We start from the raw sequence: 18,509 nt of genomic DNA, 5'->3' as shown, positions 1-18,509 counted from the left end.
AGTCAACCATTTCAGAGCCATCTGCAGCTCCACCTGCACAAATTGCTACCACAGGAACTCGTAATTTCTTTGCAATTGCATTAGTAACTTCGATAGGTGTTAATTCAATGGTCATACCCATCATACCATTTTCTTGATATTCATAAGCCTGTCGGAAAACCTTCATAGCATCTTCAGCAGTCAGACCCAAACGCTTATATCCACCATGCCTACTGGTTTGCCAGCCAGATAAAGCGCCTACATGACCAAAGACTACTAAATGGTTATCTGCCATATACTTCAAAGTCTCATTACTTACACCCATAGGAAGAAGAGAGTCTGCCCCATTAGCCATGTATATTGATCCATACTTTAGTGCAGCTTCCTTGGAGTAAAATGTTGGAGTCTGCATATAAAAGTTGATGTGAATAATCTTTGCAGCTTCACGCACTGTTCTAATCCACCAGGGTGCATTTGCGATTTGCATCTCAATATTCTCACCGGGAACAGTCAATCGGCATATATCAACTCCAGCCATCTCAGCGGCCATTGTAAAATACTTATCTCTATCCACTGGACACATCTGAACAATCTTTTCACCACTATCCTTCATTTGCTGGAGGTATGCGATTGATTTCCTTCCTTTTTTCATTTTAGATGCACGAATTTCTTTTTTATCTTCCTTAGTAATTTCAATATTTTTCCTGTCATTTTTAGTTGTCATAGATACCATTCCCCCTTTTTAGTTTGCTTACTACCAACATAAATAATTGTAAACTCCGTACTCAAATGATATGATGATATCTGCTAGTACATAAATAAATCTTTATTATTTATGAAGGCATGCTAATTTTTTTATTCTTTGCAAATAAAGTATATCAAAATCAAATTACTATTTTAATTATCAGATTTGCTTATAATATATTATCAATTTCAATAATTGTAAAAATAATCAGAATATGATAATATATTAAGATATACTTCTTGCTGTAATATTCATTTTTAGATTAATACAAATACTGCACTTTGGAGTCATGCTATTCCATAAGATTGACGATTATATAATACTCTAATATAATATAGTCATCATTAGGGATTTTTGTATTGTCCCTAAAGATATTTGAGACAAGTATGGAGGGAATTGTATGAATACTAGCTTAAATATCCCTTGGAAAGAAATTTATAACTTTATTCTTTCTTGTGGAAATATGAATGAAATAAAATCCTTTTCAGTATCTATTCTGTCTAATCTTACTAAACTATGCCACTTCGACCAATCTCTTATTTATTTTTTAGATGGAAACAGGAAGATATGTAATCAATATTTGATGAATATTGATAAACAATGGAGCACTTTATACCTCAAATATTATTCTAAGACTGAAAATGGCCGATATAGCCTAGAAAAACCCTTACGTGAAAATGCAACTAAGTCTACAATTACTATTAGAGAATGGGAAAAGGAATCTTCTACTGAATTTGTTCCCAAATATATTCGCCCCCGTGGTCTGAAGTACTCTCTTGGATTTGCCTTATATGATGTCAATGGTATACCTAGAACTGTATTTGCTTTGGACAGGACAACAAATGTCAATTTCTCAGATGATGAATTAATGATCCTTTCACTGGTAGTTCCACTTCTAAACAATCTACATAAAAAATTTTTTTGCGAACAGACAAGTTTAAGAGGTTTAAATCAAATTACTTGGGAAGTTGCTAATCTTACTGAAAGAGAGATGGAAATTTTGAATTTGTTGTGTCAAGGTGTTTCTCCAACTATGATAAGTGAGACTCTTTATATTTCCCAATCTACAACATATAAACATATATCTCATATATATGAAAAAATGCAAGTTTCTAGCCTTCAAGAGCTTTTGGTTAGAGTGCTGTCTTAAGCTATTATTTAGTCTTGATTTATACCTTAAATTTTCTCATATTATATAACAATATGGTATTCTAATCTCTCGGTCTTCGTACTTGATTAGTCTATATTATGCAATTTCTAAACAACAATTTATTTATTCCTACTAAGTTGGCTGAATGTCGTACCAATGATATAGTTCTTTGTACAGGCTGCAATGAAAATTGCATTGGTCGAGTTAGTGCCGGTATGTATGTTGCCTGTACTATAAACCCAGCCACTGCTCAATCTGTAATAGAAGCAGGGAAAGACGAAGTAGTCTGTCCTTACCCGATTTTTCTACAGGTAAATCTTAAATATATATCCCAACAAACCATCCTATTAAACCACCTAAAACTAATAGGGCAGAATTAGTTTTAAATTTACTCTGTATATAAAAGGATGCTATAAAAATTGTGATAGTCATCCAATTTGTTAAAGAAGAAATACCTAATTTAATAGTTACAGCTGTCATTAATACTAAAGAGCCAACATTGATACCATCTAGCATACCAGATGCCCAAGGAGAACTCCTTAATTTGGGTAGTATAGGCTTTATGAGTAATACTACAATGAAGGAGGGTAAAAAAACACCTATAGTTGCAATTAATCCGCCAGATAAACCATTTAAGATATAGCCTATAAAGGTGGATGTGGTAAAAATAGGTCCAGGTGTAAATTCTCCAATTGCAACTGCATCAATTAGTTGTGGCATAGTAAGGATATGAAGTTTTTCTATGAACTCAGTTTCTAAAAAGGCTAATAATACATAACCACTACCGTATAATACTGCACCAATTTTGAAAAAGGTCAAAAATAATAGAGACAATGAAATAGGCTCTATTGCTCTAAGCTTGTTACTGATCTTATCCTTATTTGAAAAAATAGTAAAAATAAAACCAGCAATGAATAATAGACTAATCTCTCCTATACCAAATAGATATATTACTCCTATAAAAATTGCTAAAATTATCTGAGCTTTACTTTTAATCGTTGATTTGCTCAATCTATATAGGGCATGAAGTATCATTGCAATAATTACAGGCTTTATTCCATTTAAAATGTTATGGACTTCAGGTATAGAACCATATTTTACATATATAAATGCAAATACTAAGGTTATCGCCATAGAAGGTAAAATAAAGGAAATACCTGCTAATACTAGCCCTAGAATGCCTGCTCTTTCAATTCCTATTAGTATAGCCATTTCTGTAGAGTTTGGCCCTGGAATAAGATTTGTAGTTCCAATTAAATCCATAAATTTTTCCCTAGAAATCCATTTTCTCTTCTCTATGATTTCATCTTCCATCATGGCTATATGAGCAGCAGGCCCTCCAAAGGCCATGACTCCTAGTTTAAAAAACACTTTGGCTATCTCTATCAATCTTTGATTTTTCTCATGTTTATTTAAGTCTTTGTAGTCTTTTTTAATCAAAACATCACCTCCCAATATTGATACCCAATTATTATATGATGAATGGATAGAGTTGTTAAATAATAGAATAAAGTACAAAAATAACATTATAATGGAAGTTTTACACACTAGAGAAGTAAATTTGGTAGATTTGTTGAGTAGATTATTAGAACAAAAGTGAAAAAATTTCTAGATTAAGGTATAATATGAATATAGGAGGGGATTTATGGAAAGATCAAAATTAAGTCTTAGAACCAAAATAATGCTTTTCACCAGTTTTATCATTATAGCATCAGTAGTTTTCATTTCTATATTTTTTTCAATTTGGACTGTAAACAATTTAAAAGAAAAGATTAGAGTAAACAACATGAATACAGCTCTCAGCATATCTAACTATCCCTATTTTGGAGACATATTAGAACAAGGAGATCCTAGCGGGTTTATACAGGATTATACATATGAACAATTGAAGGCTTTAAAGGATATAGACATGATTGTAGTAGCTAATATGGAGGGAAAGAGATTCGCCCATCCTAAGGTAGATAGATTAGGTCGTTACTTTGTAGGAGGAGATGAGGAAAAGGTTATTGAAACAGGAGAATCTTATATTTCAGAGGCGGTAGGTACATTAGGCCCATCTCTTAGAGCCTTTGCACCAATATCTAATTCAAAAGGAAAACAAGTAGGCTTTATTATGGTTGGTACATTGGTTGAAGAGATAATTGCATTACAAAAAGATGCTTTAAAAACCATTGTTTTATATTCAACAGGAGGTCTTATATTAGGTTTAATAGGTGCCATATTTTTTAGCAGTAATATTAAAAAAACTCTCTTGGGATTGGAACCTCATCAAATAAGTAGATTATATATTGAGAAAAATGGTATGCTGCAGGCAATTCAAGAGGGGATTATATCCATTGATCAAGATAAAAGAATTACAATGATAAATGATTCAGCCAAATCTATACTTGGTATAGAAGGAGAAAACCCTATAGGAGAAAAAATTTTTGATATGTTTCCCAATAGTGGATTAGAGGAAGTTCTTGAAACAGGAATTCCACTTAAAGAAAAGGAAAAGGATTTATATGGAATCAATATAGTTATGAATATAGTACCCATTATTAATAAGGGTGAAACTATTGGTGTTATTGCATCCTTTAGAGACAAGACAGAGTTAACAAGATTAGCTGAGGAAATTACCGGATTTAATGAAGTGGTTCAGACCTTAAGGGCCAATTCCCATGAATTTCTAAATAAGCTCCATGTTATTTTAGGACTGGTTAGAGTTGGAGATATAGAAGAGATAAAAAGATATATTTTAGATATTAAGGATACTCGTGAACAGCTTTTGGTTTCAGTAATGAAAAAAATAAATGATCCAGTATTAGCAGGTATTGTACTAGGAAAAATCAGTCGAGCTAAAGAGTTAGGAATAAATTTTCATATAAATAGCACTTCTCCAATACAGGCTATTGATGACAAGGACAAGGCCACAGCATTAGTAATAATAATAGGAAATTTAATAGAAAATGCTTTTGAAGCTACTGTAAAGGAAAACAAAGATAATAAAAGAGTATCTCTGTCTATTGATGAACTAGAAGATAAAATTGAAATAATTATAAATGATAATGGTTTAGGTATTGAGGAAGAATACATAGAAAAGATATTTGACAGGGGATATAGTACTAAATCTGAAAACAGAGGAATTGGACTAGCTTTAGTTAAGGAAAAGGTAGCAAAGCTCTATGGAGTAATAAAAGTTAGCTCATCGATTGGGGAAGGCACTACTTTTAAGGTAATAATACCTAAGGAGGAGAGAAGGAATGTCCAGAGTGCTAATAGTTGAAGATGATCCCATGGTTGCCAAGATAAATAAAGGCTATGTGGAAAGTGTTGAAGGGTTTCAGGTTGTAGGAATTGTTAAAGATTATAAGGAAGCAATATCTTTTTTAAAAAAGAAGAAAGTTGATTTAGTTATCTTAGATATTTATTTACCAGATGAGGATGGGATACATATTTTAGAACAGATAAGAAAAAACCAGGTAAATTGTGATGTAATAATGGTTACTGCTTCTGCAGAGGTTGATAAAATAGATAAAGCTCTGAAATTAGGCGTTGTTGATTATTTGATTAAACCCTTTGAATATGAAAGGCTAAAAATTGCATTAGAAAATTATCAATCAAGATATAATACACTTAGCAAGAAAAATACCATTAGACAAGAGGAATTGGATAAAATATTGATTAGTAAAATGCTTTCAACAGACAATGTAATTCCTAAGGGGTTAAATAGACTGACATTAAATAGAGTTATGTCGTTTGTGGATACCAATGGAAACAGTCCCTTAAGTGCAGATGAGATTGCAGAAGGATTAAAGGTTACAACTGTTACAGTAAGAAGATATATGAATTATCTTGAAAAAATTGGATTTATTGTTCGTATTCTTGAATATGGTTCTGTTGGACGACCAAATTACCTTTATAAAAAAGTCAATTGATTATTTTGTTGTTATATAATTTTTTTATTAATTAAATTATTAGAATATTTTCTAAAGTCAAAATACTAAAACTATGTTATATAATTTTAAATATAAACAACTTAATTAAATAATATCACTTAATCAGATTAATTTACGACTAGGGAAAATAAATAGGCTGTGGTAAGTGATGAATATGATTTAATATTTGCCTTAGGTGACTTTCATCACTTAAGGTTTTTTATTTATTAAAGGTTATGAAAGGAGGGGTTGAATGGTAATAGATAAGCCTGCTAGGGCAGGAACATTAGAATCAAGTGATATATATATTATGGTACAGCCTAACCAGGGTCAAGGTATAGAAATTCAACTGGATAGTATTGTGTTAAAACAGTTTGGCAAGCAAATCGAAAATGTTATGAGACAGACTTTAAAAGATTTGGAAATAGAAGATATAAAGATTATTGCAAATGATCGTGGGGCCCTTGATTATACAATAAGGGCACGATTAGAAACAGCAATTAATAGAGCTAATTAGAAAAGGAGGATAGTGATGGATAGATTGAGAAGAACTATGCTTTTCATGCCTGGAAACAATCCCAATATGATACAAAATGCTGGAGTCCTGGGAGCAGATAGTATTATCTTAGATTTAGAGGATTCCGTCAGCATAGAAGAAAAAGACGCAGCTAGAGATTTAGTATATAAGGCTTTAAAATATGTGGATTTTTATAGCTGTGAAATTGTAGTAAGGATTAACTCTCCTTCAAGTCCATTTGGAATCAAAGATATTCAGGTGATTACAAAAGCAAAACCAGATGCATTTATGATTCCCATGGCAACCGAAGAAGATATGGAGGAGATTTGTAAATTAGTTGGAAAAATAGAAAGAAAGGAAGGTATTTTAGAAAATACTATAAAGCTTATTCCTATTGCTGAGACTGCCTATTCTATTGAAAACATTTCAGATATTATCAGTGCTTCAAACAGGACAATAGCTGTACTATTAGGAGCAGAAGATTTGACTGCTGACCTTGAAGTAACTAGGACAAAAGAAGGACAAGAGATATTTTATGCTAGGTCTAGAATAGCCCATATATGTAAAACATATAAAATTGATGCAATAGATACACCTTTTGCAGATGTAGATGATTTTGAAGGATTAAGAAAAGATACTATTCGTGGAAAGGGTTTGGGTATGACAGGTAAAGCAGCTATAAATCCTAGGCAAATAGAGATTATAAATCAGGTATTTACACCAACGATTGACGAGATAGAATATGCCCAAAATGTGATTAAGGCAATGGAAGAAGCAAAGGGAAAAGGGAAAGGAGTATTTTCATATCAGGGCAAAATGGTCGATGCACCTATAATCCATAGGGCTGAAACAATACTAAAGAAGGCAAAAGCTGCAGGAGTTATTTAGGAGGTGAGTTTGATGAAGAATTCTTTAGGAAGGGAAATTCCAGATACTATTAAAGGCTATTATAAGGAAGTGAAAGCCTTTACTGGGGCTTATGACAATATTGGAGATGTAATTAAAACTCAGGTAAGAGCTAAAAGCCTAATGCCTGGTAAAAAGAAGCTATTAAATAGTTTAGAGGAAGCTATTAAAAAAACTGGACTAGAAGATGGAATGACTATTTCTTTTCACCATCATTTGCGTAATGGAGATTATGTAGTCAACATGGTAATGGATAAGATAGCTAGTATGGGCATAAAGGATATTAAAATAGCTTCTAGTTCATTATTTCCTATCCATGCTCCATTAATAGACCATATGAAATCAGGGGTAGTAACTGGGCTATATGCATCCTATATGTCTGGTCCGGTAGCAGAGGCTGTTTCAGAAGGGATACTTGAAAATCCAATAATAATGCACACCCATGGGGGAAGGTCAAGGGCTATAGAAAGTGGAGATATAAAAATAGATGTGGCATTTATAGCATCTCCTAGCTGTGATAGCTATGGAAATATAAACGGGCTTTATGGAGAATCTGCTTGTGGTGTATTGGGATATGCCATATCTGATGCCCATTATGCAGAAAAGGTTGTTGCAATAACTGACAACCTTGTAGCCTATCCAGCCTGTCCTATTGAAATTAGTCAAGACTATGTGGATTATATTGTAGTCGTAGATAAGATAGGAGATCCAAGGGGCATCGTATCAGGCACCACTAGAATAACAAAGGACCCTATAGGTTTAAAAATTGCCAAGACTACAGCCCAGCTAATAGAAGCTTCAGGGCTGTTAAAGGATGGATTTTCTTTCCAAACAGGTGCAGGAGGAACATCCTTGGCAGTAGCAGCTAGCGTCAGGGAAATAATGAAAGAAAAAGGTATAAAGGGAAGCTTTATGTCTGGCGGCATAACAGGATATATGGTGGATATGCTTGAAGAAGGATTATTTGATTCAATTTTAGATGTCCAATGTTTTGATTTAAGAGCTATTGAATCCCTTAAAAACAATAAGAATCATCAACCAATGTCAGCATCCATGTATGGGAATCCTCATAATAAGGGGGCAGTTGTAAATAATCTAGATGTTGTAATATTAGGTGCAACTGAAATTGATACAGACTTCAATGTAAATGTAACCACTGGCTCAAATGGAGTTATTATGGGAGGTTCAGGTGGACATAGCGATACAGCTGCAGGTGCCAAATTGGCTATAGTTGTTTCTCAGCTGTTTAAGGGTAGACTTCCTCTTATAGCTGATAAGGTTACAACAGTAAGTACCCCAGGTGAAACCATAGATGTTCTAGTAACGGAAAGAGGAATTGCTGTTAATCCAAGAAGAAAGGATTTAATTGAAAGGCTAAAGGACTCCAAAATACAGCTTGTGAGTATAGAAGAATTAAAGGAAATAGCAGAGAGGATTACTGGAAAGCCTATGGAGATAGAAAGGGATGAAAGAATGGTTGCTGCTATAGAATATAGAGATGGAACCATCATAGATGTAGTAAGAAAGATAAAAAGGTGAGAATATGTCCTTGATAATAGAGAAAATAGATTTAGAAGATAAGGAAAGGCTGCAGGTTGAGCAATTCTTATCAGAATTTAATCTTTCCTTGGACAGGGATGTGGAGGAAACAATAGTAGCTAAAATGGATGGAAAGATGGTAGGAACTTGCTCCTATGCGGGTAAAGTGATAAAGAGCTTTGCAGTAAAAAAGGAATTACAGGGAGAAGGTATAGCAGGAAAGTTAATTAGTCAAATAAGAAATATTATGTTTGATAAAGGTATATTCCATACTTTCATATTTACAAAGCCTGAAAACAAGTATATATTTCGAGAACTGGGTTATCTTGAGGTGTTTTCAACTAGGGATGTAACATTGCTTGAATCAAGCTCAAACAATTTAAGCAGATATATAGAAACCATTAAGAGAGAAAATTCCTTTGGAGATGAAGAGAAAGCAGCTATAGTAATGAATTGCAACCCTTTTACTTTAGGACATAGATATCTAATAGAAAGGTCAGCTTTAGAAAATGAAAGGGTAATAGTATTCATAGTCCAAGAAGATAAATCTGCCTTTCCATTTGATGTTAGGTACAAACTAGTTAAAGAAGGAATTAAAGATTTATGCAATGTACATGTTGTTCCTGGAGGAGATTATATAATAAGTTCTAACACTTTTCCTTCCTATTTCATAAAGGAAGAGGAGGATAAGGATAGGGCATATAAACAGCTAGATGCAGGTATTTTTAGTAAACACATCGCAAAAGCTTTTAACATAAAAAGGAGATATTTAGGGACGGAGCCCTACTGTAGCGTGACCAATGGATATAACCAGGTTCTTGCTGAGATACTTCCAGAGTACGGAATAGAAGTAAGGATAGTAGATAGGCTTATTATTGATGGGAAAGTAGTAAGTGCTTCCATGGTACGAAAAAATATTAAAGAAGATAATTGGAAAGAAATAAAAAAACTTGTTCCAGAAATTACCTACTCATTTTTATTATCATCTCAGTCAAAGGAGATAATAGAGAAAATAAAGGGAAGTGAATCCAGACATTGATTGATAGTATATTGAAATCCAGAGAAGAAAGATATGAATATATATTGAAATTAATTAGGGAGTATAGATTACCAGTAATTTGTGGGAAAGTAAATTATCCTGGAGCAAATAAAAACACATCTACTGCAGATATGATTTTTAAAATCCTTTCAGATAAGTTATATTGGAAGTTTAAAGAGTCCATTATATTTTCAAATTTATTAGAAGGTCATGACGGCCAAAGTCTAATCCTAGTAGTAAATATGGATCATTTAACTGCTAAAAAGAGGGCAGCAAAAATAGAAGAGGAGAATAGGATAGGAAGGTTATATGATATCGATGTATATTCATTAGAGGGACTTCCCCTAAGTAGAAATGAATTAGGACTAAAGCCGAGAAAATGTATTATCTGTAATGATAATCCATGGATATGCAGTAAACTAAAAAAACATAGCTTATCTGAACTACTTGCAGTAATTGATAGAATTTTAGAAGAAGAATTAAGGAGGAAAAATGGGCAAGGATAATATTTCTAATGTTAGTTTACTGGCTATAAAAATTAGCCAGGCAGCAAATTTAGGCATGTTATACGATATATGTACAAGCCCATCTCCAGGGCTGGTCTCCCCTTTTTCAAATGGAGCCCATAAGGATATGAATTTTTTCACCTTTTTAAAGAGTAGCGTAGCTATACTGCCTACAATGGCTATTTGTGCTGAATTAGGAATTCAAGAAGATGATGATCTACTTTCTAAACTTCGTAGAGTAGGAATTAAGGCTGAAAAGGAAATGTTTGCAGCCACAAAGGGAGTTAATACCCAGAAAGGCTTTCTATTTCTAGGAGGAGTGGTTTCAGCAGCAGCGGGAAGTTGCATAAGGCTTGGAAAAGCTGTAAATAGATACAATATCTCTGAAGAATGTAAATATATTTGTAAGGGTATTGTTGAAAGGGAATTATTAAACTTATCTAAGGACCAGGCAAAGACCAATGGTGAAAGGATCTACTTAGAATACGGAATTACTGGGGTTAGAGGAGAGGTAGAAAATGGATTACCCAGCGTCATGAATGTAGGTCTTCCCCTATATGAAGAAGCCTTATCATCGGGATTATCTATAAATCAAGCCTTAAGTCATACTTTGATAGGATTAATGGCGGTAGTTGAAGATACCACAGTAATCAATAGATGTGGAATGGAAGGACTTAAGATTATAAGGAAATGTGCTAATAAATTCATGAATTACGGAGGCATGTATACAGAAAAAGGAAGAAAGTATATTAAAGATATGGAATTGGAGTTTATCAACAAGAACATCAGCCCTGGGGGTTGTGCAGATATTTTAGCTGTAACAGCAATGATAAAAAAATTGGAGGAGGATTTTTATTAATTTATAGTCAAATTGTTGACAAATTATTTTAAAATTTTTTAATTATTAGGATATTAACACAATATATATTTCAAAAAAATATCCATATATAATTAAATTAACAAAAATATATTAAGAGAAATGGGGGGTTATATGAATTATCCAGAGCTTAGTTTAAAGTTACACCAAGATAATCAGGGAAAGATTGAGGTTGTATCTAAGGTAAAAGTTGAAACAAAAGATGATTTAAGTACTGCATATACACCTGGTGTGGCAGAACCTTGCCGTCAAATCCATAAGAACAAAGAAAACGTTTACAAATACACAGCCAAAGGTAATTTAGTAGCAGTTGTAACGGATGGATCTGCAGTATTGGGATTGGGCGATATTGGGCCTGAAGCAGCAATGCCTGTTATGGAGGGTAAATCAATACTCTTTAAAGAATTTGCAAATGTTGATGCTTTTCCTATTTGCCTAGCTACTAACGATGTAGACCAAATAGTTGAAACGGTTAAGAGGATTTCACCTAGCTTTGGAGGCATAAACTTAGAAGATATATCGGCTCCAAAATGCGTTGAAATTGAAAGAAAACTAAAGGAAGAATTAGACATACCAGTATTTCATGACGATCAACATGGTACGGCTGTTGTAGTAGCAGCTGGATTAATCAATGCATTAAAGATAGTGGGTAAGAAATTTGAAGAGGTTCGAGTAGTTATTAACGGTGCAGGTGCAGCAGGAACTGCTGTAGTGAAGATATTACTAACCTTGGGAGTTAAAGACATGATTTTATGCGATAGTAAGGGAATAGTGTATAAAGGAAATCCTGAAAACAATTGGCTAAAGGAAGAGATTGCACAGTTAATCAATAAGGAAAATAGAAAAGGAACTTTAAGAGATGCTATGGTAGGGGCAGATGTCTTTATAGGTGTTTCAGTAGGAGAGCTTGTAGATGCTGACATGATTAAATCTATGAATAAAGATGCTATCGTATTTGCTATGGCAAACCCAATACCAGAAATATTCCCAGATGAAGCCAAAAAAGCAGGGGCAAGGGTAGTAGGTTCGGGTAGATCGGATTTTGCCAATCAAATAAACAATGTAGTAGCATTTCCTGGAATCTTTAGAGGAGCCTTAGATGCAAGAGCAAAAGATATAAATGATGAAATGAATATTGCAGCAGCATATGCTATTGCTAATATGGTGAAGGAAGCAGAATTAAATGAAGATTATATAATACCAAGTGCACTAGATAAAAATATTGCCTATGAAGTGGCTAAGGCAGTGGAGAAAGCAGCTAGAGAATCTGGCGTGGCCAGGATTTAATAAAATTAAAATAAAGGAGGTTTTATAATGGGAGAAAATACTGTTAACTTACAGGACAAGGGCGGATATAAGATTATGGGTATATCCATCCAAATGTTTCTTCTCATTACAGCTATTGTTCTAGTGGCCACCTATATGGAAGTGCTACCTGCAGGTATGATAGGAGCTTTTCCATTGATGATGGTAATTGGAGCAATATTCAATGAATTAGGCAACAGGCTACCAATAGTAAAGGACTATTTAGGTGGGGGACCTATCATTATTATTTTCGGCTCAGCTGCACTGATGACTTTTAATCTTATGCCAGAATCAGCAGGGACTATTATGACTAATTTTATGAAGGGTGAAGGCTTTTTAGACTTTTATATTGCAGCATTAATAACAGGCAGTATTTTAGGAATGGATAGAAAGTTATTAATTAAGGCAGCGGTTAGATATTTGCCAGTAATCTTAGGTGGAGTTATTGTATCCTTCGGACTAGTTAGTGCAGTAGGCGCAATAATGGGATATGGAGCTAAAGAAGCATTATTCTATGTTGGGCTTCCAATCATGGGTGGCGGAATGGGAGCAGGTGCTGTTCCACTATCTCAAATATTTGGAGATGGCCTCAATGTTGACCCGACGACAATATTATCAAAGATGGTACCAGCTCTTGCCCTAGGAAATGCTCTATCAATAGTTGCGGCAGGTCTACTTGATAGAATAGGAAAGGGTAAGCCTAATATATCAGGGGAAGGTAAACTTCTAGTAGGCCAAGAAGAGCCAGATAGAGAAAAAGAGAGTAAAATAGCAGTAAAGTATAAATTTTTAGGAATGGGATTATTACTATCCACAACCTTCTTTGCATGGGGAAGGATTCTAGCAAAATTTATACCAATTCATTCCTATGCCCTTATGATAATAACAGTAGCAGTAGTGAAAGCATTTGGTATAATGCCTGAAAAATATGAAACTGGAGCTTTTCAATGGTTTAGGTTTATTATGGTCAACCTTACCCCAACCTTATTAGTGGGCATCGGAGTCGCTTACACAGATTTGGCTGAGGTAGCAAGTGCATTCTCATTAACATACTTAATACTAGTAACTGTTACAGTACTAGGGGCAATACTTGGCGCAGGATTTGTAGGCAAACTACTTGGTTTCTATCCAGTAGAAGCAGCAATAACTGGAGGGCTATGTATGGCTAACATGGGAGGTACTGGTGACGTTGCAGTATTATCAGCATCAAACAGAATGTTATTAATGCCATTTGCCCAAATCTCATCCAGGTTAGGTGGTGCATTCATGCTCATTGTAGCCACTGCCCTATTAAGTATTTTTGGTGGATAGTGTTTAAATATAACAGTTGCAAATCCTTTGATATTAATATCAAAGGATTTGCTATTACTTATTAACTATGAAAGGTTGTGATATATGTGCATGCCATTGAAAAAATACTAGCCAATAAAGCTGGTTTAGATAGGGTAGAAGCAGGACAAATAGTTACCTGCAATATTGACTTTGCAGAAATAAATGATCTATACCTACAAACCGTATATTCTTTTTGGGAAATGGAAGGCCAAAAGGTATTTGACAAGGACAAGGTCGCTTTCGTATTCGACCATTATGCTCCTGCTCCCACTATAAATACGGCCCAAATTCATAAGGAAATGAGGGAATTCGCAAAGGAACAGGGATTAACTCACCACTTTGATATAAATAAGGGAATATGCCATCAGGTGTTGCCAGAGGCAGGGTTGATTTATCCGGGAATGATAATAGTAGCTACAGATTCCCATACGACAACCCATGGTGCCTTTGGAGCGTTTGGGACTGGTATTGGAGCTACGGATATGGCAACTGTACTAATAAGTGGAAAGCTTTGGTTTAGAGTTCCAGAGCTTATAAATATAGAGATAAATGGCACACCTTCGAAAAATGCTTTTGCAAAGGACGTAATCTTGTATATATTAGGTAAGGTAAAGGCTGATGGAGCTGTATATAAGGCCATTGAGTTTAGTGGGAATTATGTGGAAGAGTTAGGTGTTTCTGAAAGGATGACCATTTGTAATATGGCAGTTGAAATGGGTGCAAAAACTGCCTATATGAAACCCAATGAAGGGGTGATTAATTATGTAAACTCTAGAACAAGCAAGGATTATACTATATATGAAACGGATAATGACTATGAGTATTCGGAGCATTTAATTTTCAATATTGATGGACTTGAACCACAGCTGGCTGCACCTCATAGTGTAGACAATAATATAAGTATAAAAGATGGTATAGGAACTAAGATTCATCAAGCGTTCATTGGTTCTTGTACTGGAGGTCGGTTTGAGGATATTGAAGCAGCATGGAAGATTTTGAAAGGGAAAAAGATTCATCCTAATGTAAGATTTGTTATTATTCCAGCATCAGATGAAGTACAGCTATCCATTATTGAAAAAGGATATATGAGGGATTTAATAAAAGCTGGGGTTACATTTAGTACACCAGGCTGTGGACCATGTCTAGGAACCCATGCAGGGATTATTGCAGATAATGAAGTGTGTATTACATCTACTAATAGAAATTTCCCAGGAAGAATGGGAAGCAGTAAGGCATCTATATACTTGGCGTCTCCAGCTACAGTAGCAGCATCAGCTTTAAATGGTTATATTACGGAGCCGATAGTTTAGGGAGGGAATAAAGGATGAAAAATATAATTACAGGTAGAGCCTTTGTCTATGGAAACAACATTGATACGGATCAGATTTACCCAGGCAGATATTTAGAGCTAGTAGATCCTGAAGATATTAAAAAGCATTGTTTGGAAGGAGTAGATGAAAAGTTTGCAAAGGAAGTTAGAGAAGGAGATATAGTAGTTGCAGGTACAAACTTTGGATGTGGATCTAGTAGGGAACATGCAGCTATTACTCTTAAAACTAGTGGTGTCAGCATTGTTTTAGCAGAATCCTTTGCTAGGATTTTCTATAGAAATGCAACTAATCTAGCATTACCTCTAATGATTTGTAGGGATATTAGTAAAAAAGTAAAAACAGGGGATATACTGGAGGTACATGTGAAAGAAGGATATGTTATTAATAAAACATCAGATGTGAAAATCCAGGGAGAGAAAATATCTGATTATATTCTTAACATTGTAGAAAGTGGAGGAATAAAGAAACTATTTAAGGAAAAGGGGTAATTCAACCATACTAATAGTATAAATATGGTAATGCATAGTATGTGGAAAAATATAATCTAGGAGGTCAGAATTGTTTCTAAAATCATTAGAAAGTACTTTTATATTAATAATACTTATTTTTGCAGGTTGGATTATGTCTAGAATTGGATGGATTAATGATGATGTAAAGAGTTTTTTAAGCAAAGTAACTGTTAAAGTAGGAATACCTGCTTTAACTATAACCAATTTTTTTGAAAACTTTTCTAATGAAATGTTAATTTCATCATTTAAATTTGTAGGCATAGCACTATTATCTATGGCAATTCTTATTATAATATCTAAAATCATATCAAAGATTATGAAAATAGAGCCTATAAAATCCGGGAGTTTTGTTTCTATGTCATCTGTATCAAATAGCATGTTTTTTGGATTACCCATATGTTTAAGTTTATTTGGGGAAATAAGCATACCTTATATTATATTCTATTATGTAGCAAATACCGTTATGTTTTGGAGTGTATTAAGTCCTATGATAGCCAAAGATGGCAATAATAAAGTTGGTAATATTTTACAAAAGCTGAAGAATATATTTAATATTCCATTGATTACTGTTATTGTATCTGGAATATTACTTTACTTTAACTTTAAGCCACCTTCCATAGTATTAAAGTCAACAAAATATTTTAGTGGTTTAGTAACACCATTGGCTTCTATGGTTGTAGGCAAAATAATATATGACATGGACCTTAGTAAATATAAATTAGACAAATCCGTTTTTGCAGTAGTATTTATGAGATTTATTATTTCACCATCTATCATGTATATTATTACCAGATTTTTCAACCTACCAGTATTAGCTACACAAGTGTTTATTATACAATCAGCAATGCCAGTTATGATGCAAATCACAATAGTATCCGAATTATATAATACCGATTCTAAATATGTTGCCGCAACATTATCAATTACAACCTTGCTAAGCTTACTCACCATCCCTTTTTATATGTTAATAATGGACAAGATATTCATATAAATTATAATAGAGCTATATAAATATTTTTTAATCTACTCTTCCTCTCACAGGAGTTGGAAGAGTTATTTTGTTAGGAAAGTGCTACTTTTCCAACAAAAACAAAAAAGCGCCCACGGGAAATTATGGCACAACAAAAAACCTAACAAAATTAGATTATTTTTTATATTCGTAGTGAACACCAAGAATACCAGTATAAGATTTTGAGTCATAGTACCGTTACAAACTTGGCAATCAGGTTGTAGTGGAATAGATGGGTCAAGTCCGTCAAACATATTATCTTCTTCTAGTTGCTGTACAATGAAACGAGGAACCCAAAGTGAATATATTCCTTTATTGAACTTTCCGTCAATGAGTTTCAAGAAAAGCTACCTTAATGCTTCGATAGACGCTTTTTTTATAAATTAGACAAGGATAAATTAATTTTATGTAGAATTATATATGTAGTGTATATTCTATTATTGAACTTTTGAGGTGATATTATGGTTCGAGTGGCTAGAGAAGAAAGCCATACTGGATATTATCATGTAATGATGAGGGGCAATAATAAAAATATGATATTTAACAATGCTTCAGAGAAATATTATTTTTTGGAACAGCTCAATTTACAGGTGGAGGAAGGAAATATAGCAATAGCAGCTTATTGTATAATGGATAACCATGTTCATCTTTTGGTTAAGTCAGATATAGAAAGCATGTCAGAGGCAATTAAAAGGATAAATATTAGATTTGCACTAAGATATAACAATAAATATGAAAGGGTAGGACATGTATTCCAAAATAGATTCAAAAGCGAGGTTATCAATAACGAGGGGCATCTTATACAGGCAATGCGGTATATACATAATAATCCAGTAAAAGCCAATATGGTATCTAAGGCTGAAGAATATAAATGGAGTAGTTATAATAGTTACATCAACAAACAGGATAGATTGGTTGATTCTGAATCAAAACAGATGATAATGGGCATATTTTCAGGATCAATAAAAGAATATAGAAAGTTTCATCTAATAGATGAAACAGAGGAGTTTCTAGAATTAAAGGAGGATTTAGAAAGGGAAAGGGAAGAAAAGGCACGTAAGATCATATTATATTACTGTGAAAAACATAAGGTTAACAAGATAGAGGAATTAGTCAATAAAAGGTATATATTAGAAGAAATTATAGTTGAGATGTTAAATAAAAGTCACCTACCCCATAGAAGAATAGCTGAAATGACAGGAACAACTAGAGGTATAGTAAATAGTATTCAAAAAAAGTATAAAATGAGATAAAATTGATGCAAAAACCCCCGTCCCTTTTGCATCACCTTCAAAAACCCTCCGTATGGTGTTGAAGCTAGGGCAGATACAAAATTAAAAAAAGCTGTAGGTTTAGAAGGATTTGTATGCTTGGCAATAATAATTGGATTCTTTACCATTTTAGGAAGTAAAATGGGGCTAATAAATGCGATAAACACTCTACTAAATACAGCCTATGATTTACTCATGAACACAGTATTTAAAATAATGGCCATAGCAGTAATAGCAGGAGCAGTAGCTAGTATTTTAACGGAATTTGGGGTTATTTCACTAGCGAATAAATTATTATCTCCTTTGATGAAGCCTCTCTACGGTCTTCCTGGGGCAAGTGTAATAAGTATATTTACAACCTATTTATCAGATAATCCAGCAGTATTGACTTTAGCTGAAGACAGAAGATTTCGTAGATATTTCAAAAAATATCAATTACCAGCACTAACTAATATTGGTACCTCCTTTGGTATGGGACTAATCGTTACTATTTTTATGATGGGGCTAACTAGCCCTAGCGGAGAAAATTTTATCTTAGCAGCAATTATCGGTAATATTGGTGCAATAATCGGCAGTT

Annotated in this window: 18 protein-coding genes; 16 read left to right on the top strand and 2 right to left on the bottom strand. The window is 33.7% G+C overall.

Annotation, left to right across the window (positions count from 1 at the left end; translation table 11 throughout):
• Positions 1 to 703: 3-methyl-2-oxobutanoate hydroxymethyltransferase (locus CUL_RS19160; RefSeq protein WP_035143065.1), on the bottom strand; the 703-nt coding region annotated here is incomplete at its 3' end.
• Between the two features lie 421 nt (positions 704 to 1,124).
• Between CUL_RS19160 and CUL_RS0110495 the strand changes: the two genes are divergently transcribed.
• The gene (locus tag CUL_RS0110495; RefSeq protein ID WP_025641588.1) at positions 1,125 to 1,874 is read left to right on the top strand and encodes a response regulator transcription factor; all 750 of its coding nucleotides are present in this window, start codon (positions 1,125 to 1,127) and stop codon (positions 1,872 to 1,874) included.
• Positions 1,875 to 2,192: 318 nt separating this feature from the next.
• On the opposite strand, the gene CUL_RS0110490 is transcribed toward CUL_RS0110495, so the two are convergent.
• Positions 2,193 to 3,314 (bottom strand): chromate transporter, encoded by a 1,122-nt coding sequence (locus tag CUL_RS0110490; protein WP_025641586.1) that lies wholly within the window; start codon positions 3,312 to 3,314, stop codon positions 2,193 to 2,195.
• A gap of 205 nt (positions 3,315 to 3,519) precedes the next feature.
• Between CUL_RS0110490 and CUL_RS0110485 the strand changes: the two genes are divergently transcribed.
• The 15 genes from CUL_RS0110485 to CUL_RS19155 form a co-directional block, all read left to right on the top strand.
• On the top strand, positions 3,520 to 5,139 hold the full coding sequence (locus CUL_RS0110485; protein WP_025641585.1) for an ATP-binding protein: 1,620 nt from the start codon (positions 3,520 to 3,522) through the stop codon (positions 5,137 to 5,139).
• Positions 5,117 to 5,791, top strand: coding sequence for a response regulator (locus CUL_RS0110480; protein WP_025641584.1), 675 nt, complete (start codon positions 5,117 to 5,119; stop codon positions 5,789 to 5,791). The genes CUL_RS0110485 and CUL_RS0110480 overlap by 23 nt, the downstream gene beginning before the upstream one ends.
• Before the next feature lie 253 nt (positions 5,792 to 6,044).
• On the top strand, positions 6,045 to 6,308 hold the full coding sequence (gene citD / locus CUL_RS0110475; RefSeq protein WP_025641583.1) for a citrate lyase acyl carrier protein: 264 nt from the start codon (positions 6,045 to 6,047) through the stop codon (positions 6,306 to 6,308).
• A gap of 15 nt (positions 6,309 to 6,323) precedes the next feature.
• Positions 6,324 to 7,196, top strand: coding sequence for an HpcH/HpaI aldolase/citrate lyase family protein (locus CUL_RS0110470; protein ID WP_025641582.1), 873 nt, complete (start codon positions 6,324 to 6,326; stop codon positions 7,194 to 7,196).
• 12 nt (positions 7,197 to 7,208) lie between these two features.
• Complete coding sequence (gene citF, locus CUL_RS0110465) at positions 7,209 to 8,753, top strand: citrate lyase subunit alpha (protein ID WP_025641581.1); 1,545 nt, start codon at positions 7,209 to 7,211, stop codon at positions 8,751 to 8,753.
• A 4-nt stretch (positions 8,754 to 8,757) separates the two neighbouring features.
• A complete protein-coding gene (citC, locus tag CUL_RS0110460; protein ID WP_025641579.1) occupies positions 8,758 to 9,792 on the top strand; it encodes a [citrate (pro-3S)-lyase] ligase in 1,035 nt (344 codons plus the stop codon).
• Positions 9,789 to 10,298, top strand: a complete 510-nt coding sequence (citX, locus tag CUL_RS0110455) for a citrate lyase holo-[acyl-carrier protein] synthase (protein WP_025641577.1) — start codon at positions 9,789 to 9,791, stop codon at positions 10,296 to 10,298. Before citC ends, citX begins: the two co-directional genes overlap by 4 nt.
• On the top strand, positions 10,285 to 11,157 hold the full coding sequence (gene citG / locus CUL_RS0110450; RefSeq protein ID WP_025641575.1) for a triphosphoribosyl-dephospho-CoA synthase CitG: 873 nt from the start codon (positions 10,285 to 10,287) through the stop codon (positions 11,155 to 11,157). Before citX ends, citG begins: the two co-directional genes overlap by 14 nt.
• 132 nt (positions 11,158 to 11,289) lie before the next feature.
• On the top strand, positions 11,290 to 12,462 hold the full coding sequence (locus CUL_RS0110445) for an NAD(P)-dependent malic enzyme (RefSeq protein ID WP_025641573.1): 1,173 nt from the start codon (positions 11,290 to 11,292) through the stop codon (positions 12,460 to 12,462).
• Positions 12,463 to 12,489: 27 nt separating this feature from the next.
• Entirely contained in the window at positions 12,490 to 13,791 is a 1,302-nt protein-coding gene (locus CUL_RS0110440; protein ID WP_025641571.1) for a 2-hydroxycarboxylate transporter family protein, read from the top strand.
• A gap of 86 nt (positions 13,792 to 13,877) precedes the next feature.
• Positions 13,878 to 15,122, top strand: coding sequence for a 3-isopropylmalate dehydratase large subunit (locus tag CUL_RS17225; RefSeq protein ID WP_035143062.1), 1,245 nt, complete (start codon positions 13,878 to 13,880; stop codon positions 15,120 to 15,122).
• A 14-nt stretch (positions 15,123 to 15,136) separates the two neighbouring features.
• The gene (locus CUL_RS0110430; RefSeq protein WP_025641569.1) at positions 15,137 to 15,631 is read left to right on the top strand and encodes a LeuD/DmdB family oxidoreductase small subunit; all 495 of its coding nucleotides are present in this window, start codon (positions 15,137 to 15,139) and stop codon (positions 15,629 to 15,631) included.
• A gap of 70 nt (positions 15,632 to 15,701) precedes the next feature.
• Complete coding sequence (locus CUL_RS0110425) at positions 15,702 to 16,643, top strand: AEC family transporter (protein ID WP_025641567.1); 942 nt, start codon at positions 15,702 to 15,704, stop codon at positions 16,641 to 16,643.
• 488 nt (positions 16,644 to 17,131) lie between these two features.
• Positions 17,132 to 17,914, top strand: a complete 783-nt coding sequence (locus CUL_RS18050) for an REP-associated tyrosine transposase (RefSeq protein WP_157752646.1) — start codon at positions 17,132 to 17,134, stop codon at positions 17,912 to 17,914.
• Between the two features lie 117 nt (positions 17,915 to 18,031).
• The coding region (locus CUL_RS19155) for a nucleoside recognition domain-containing protein (RefSeq protein ID WP_330216556.1) at positions 18,032 to 18,509 on the top strand (478 nt) is incomplete at its 3' end.

Origin of the sequence: [Clostridium] ultunense DSM 10521 (genome assembly GCF_000511955.1) — a bacterium.
Lineage (GTDB): Bacteria > Bacillota > Clostridia > Tissierellales > Tepidimicrobiaceae > Schnuerera > Schnuerera ultunensis.
This window is presented reverse-complemented; position numbering and strand designations above follow the sequence as displayed.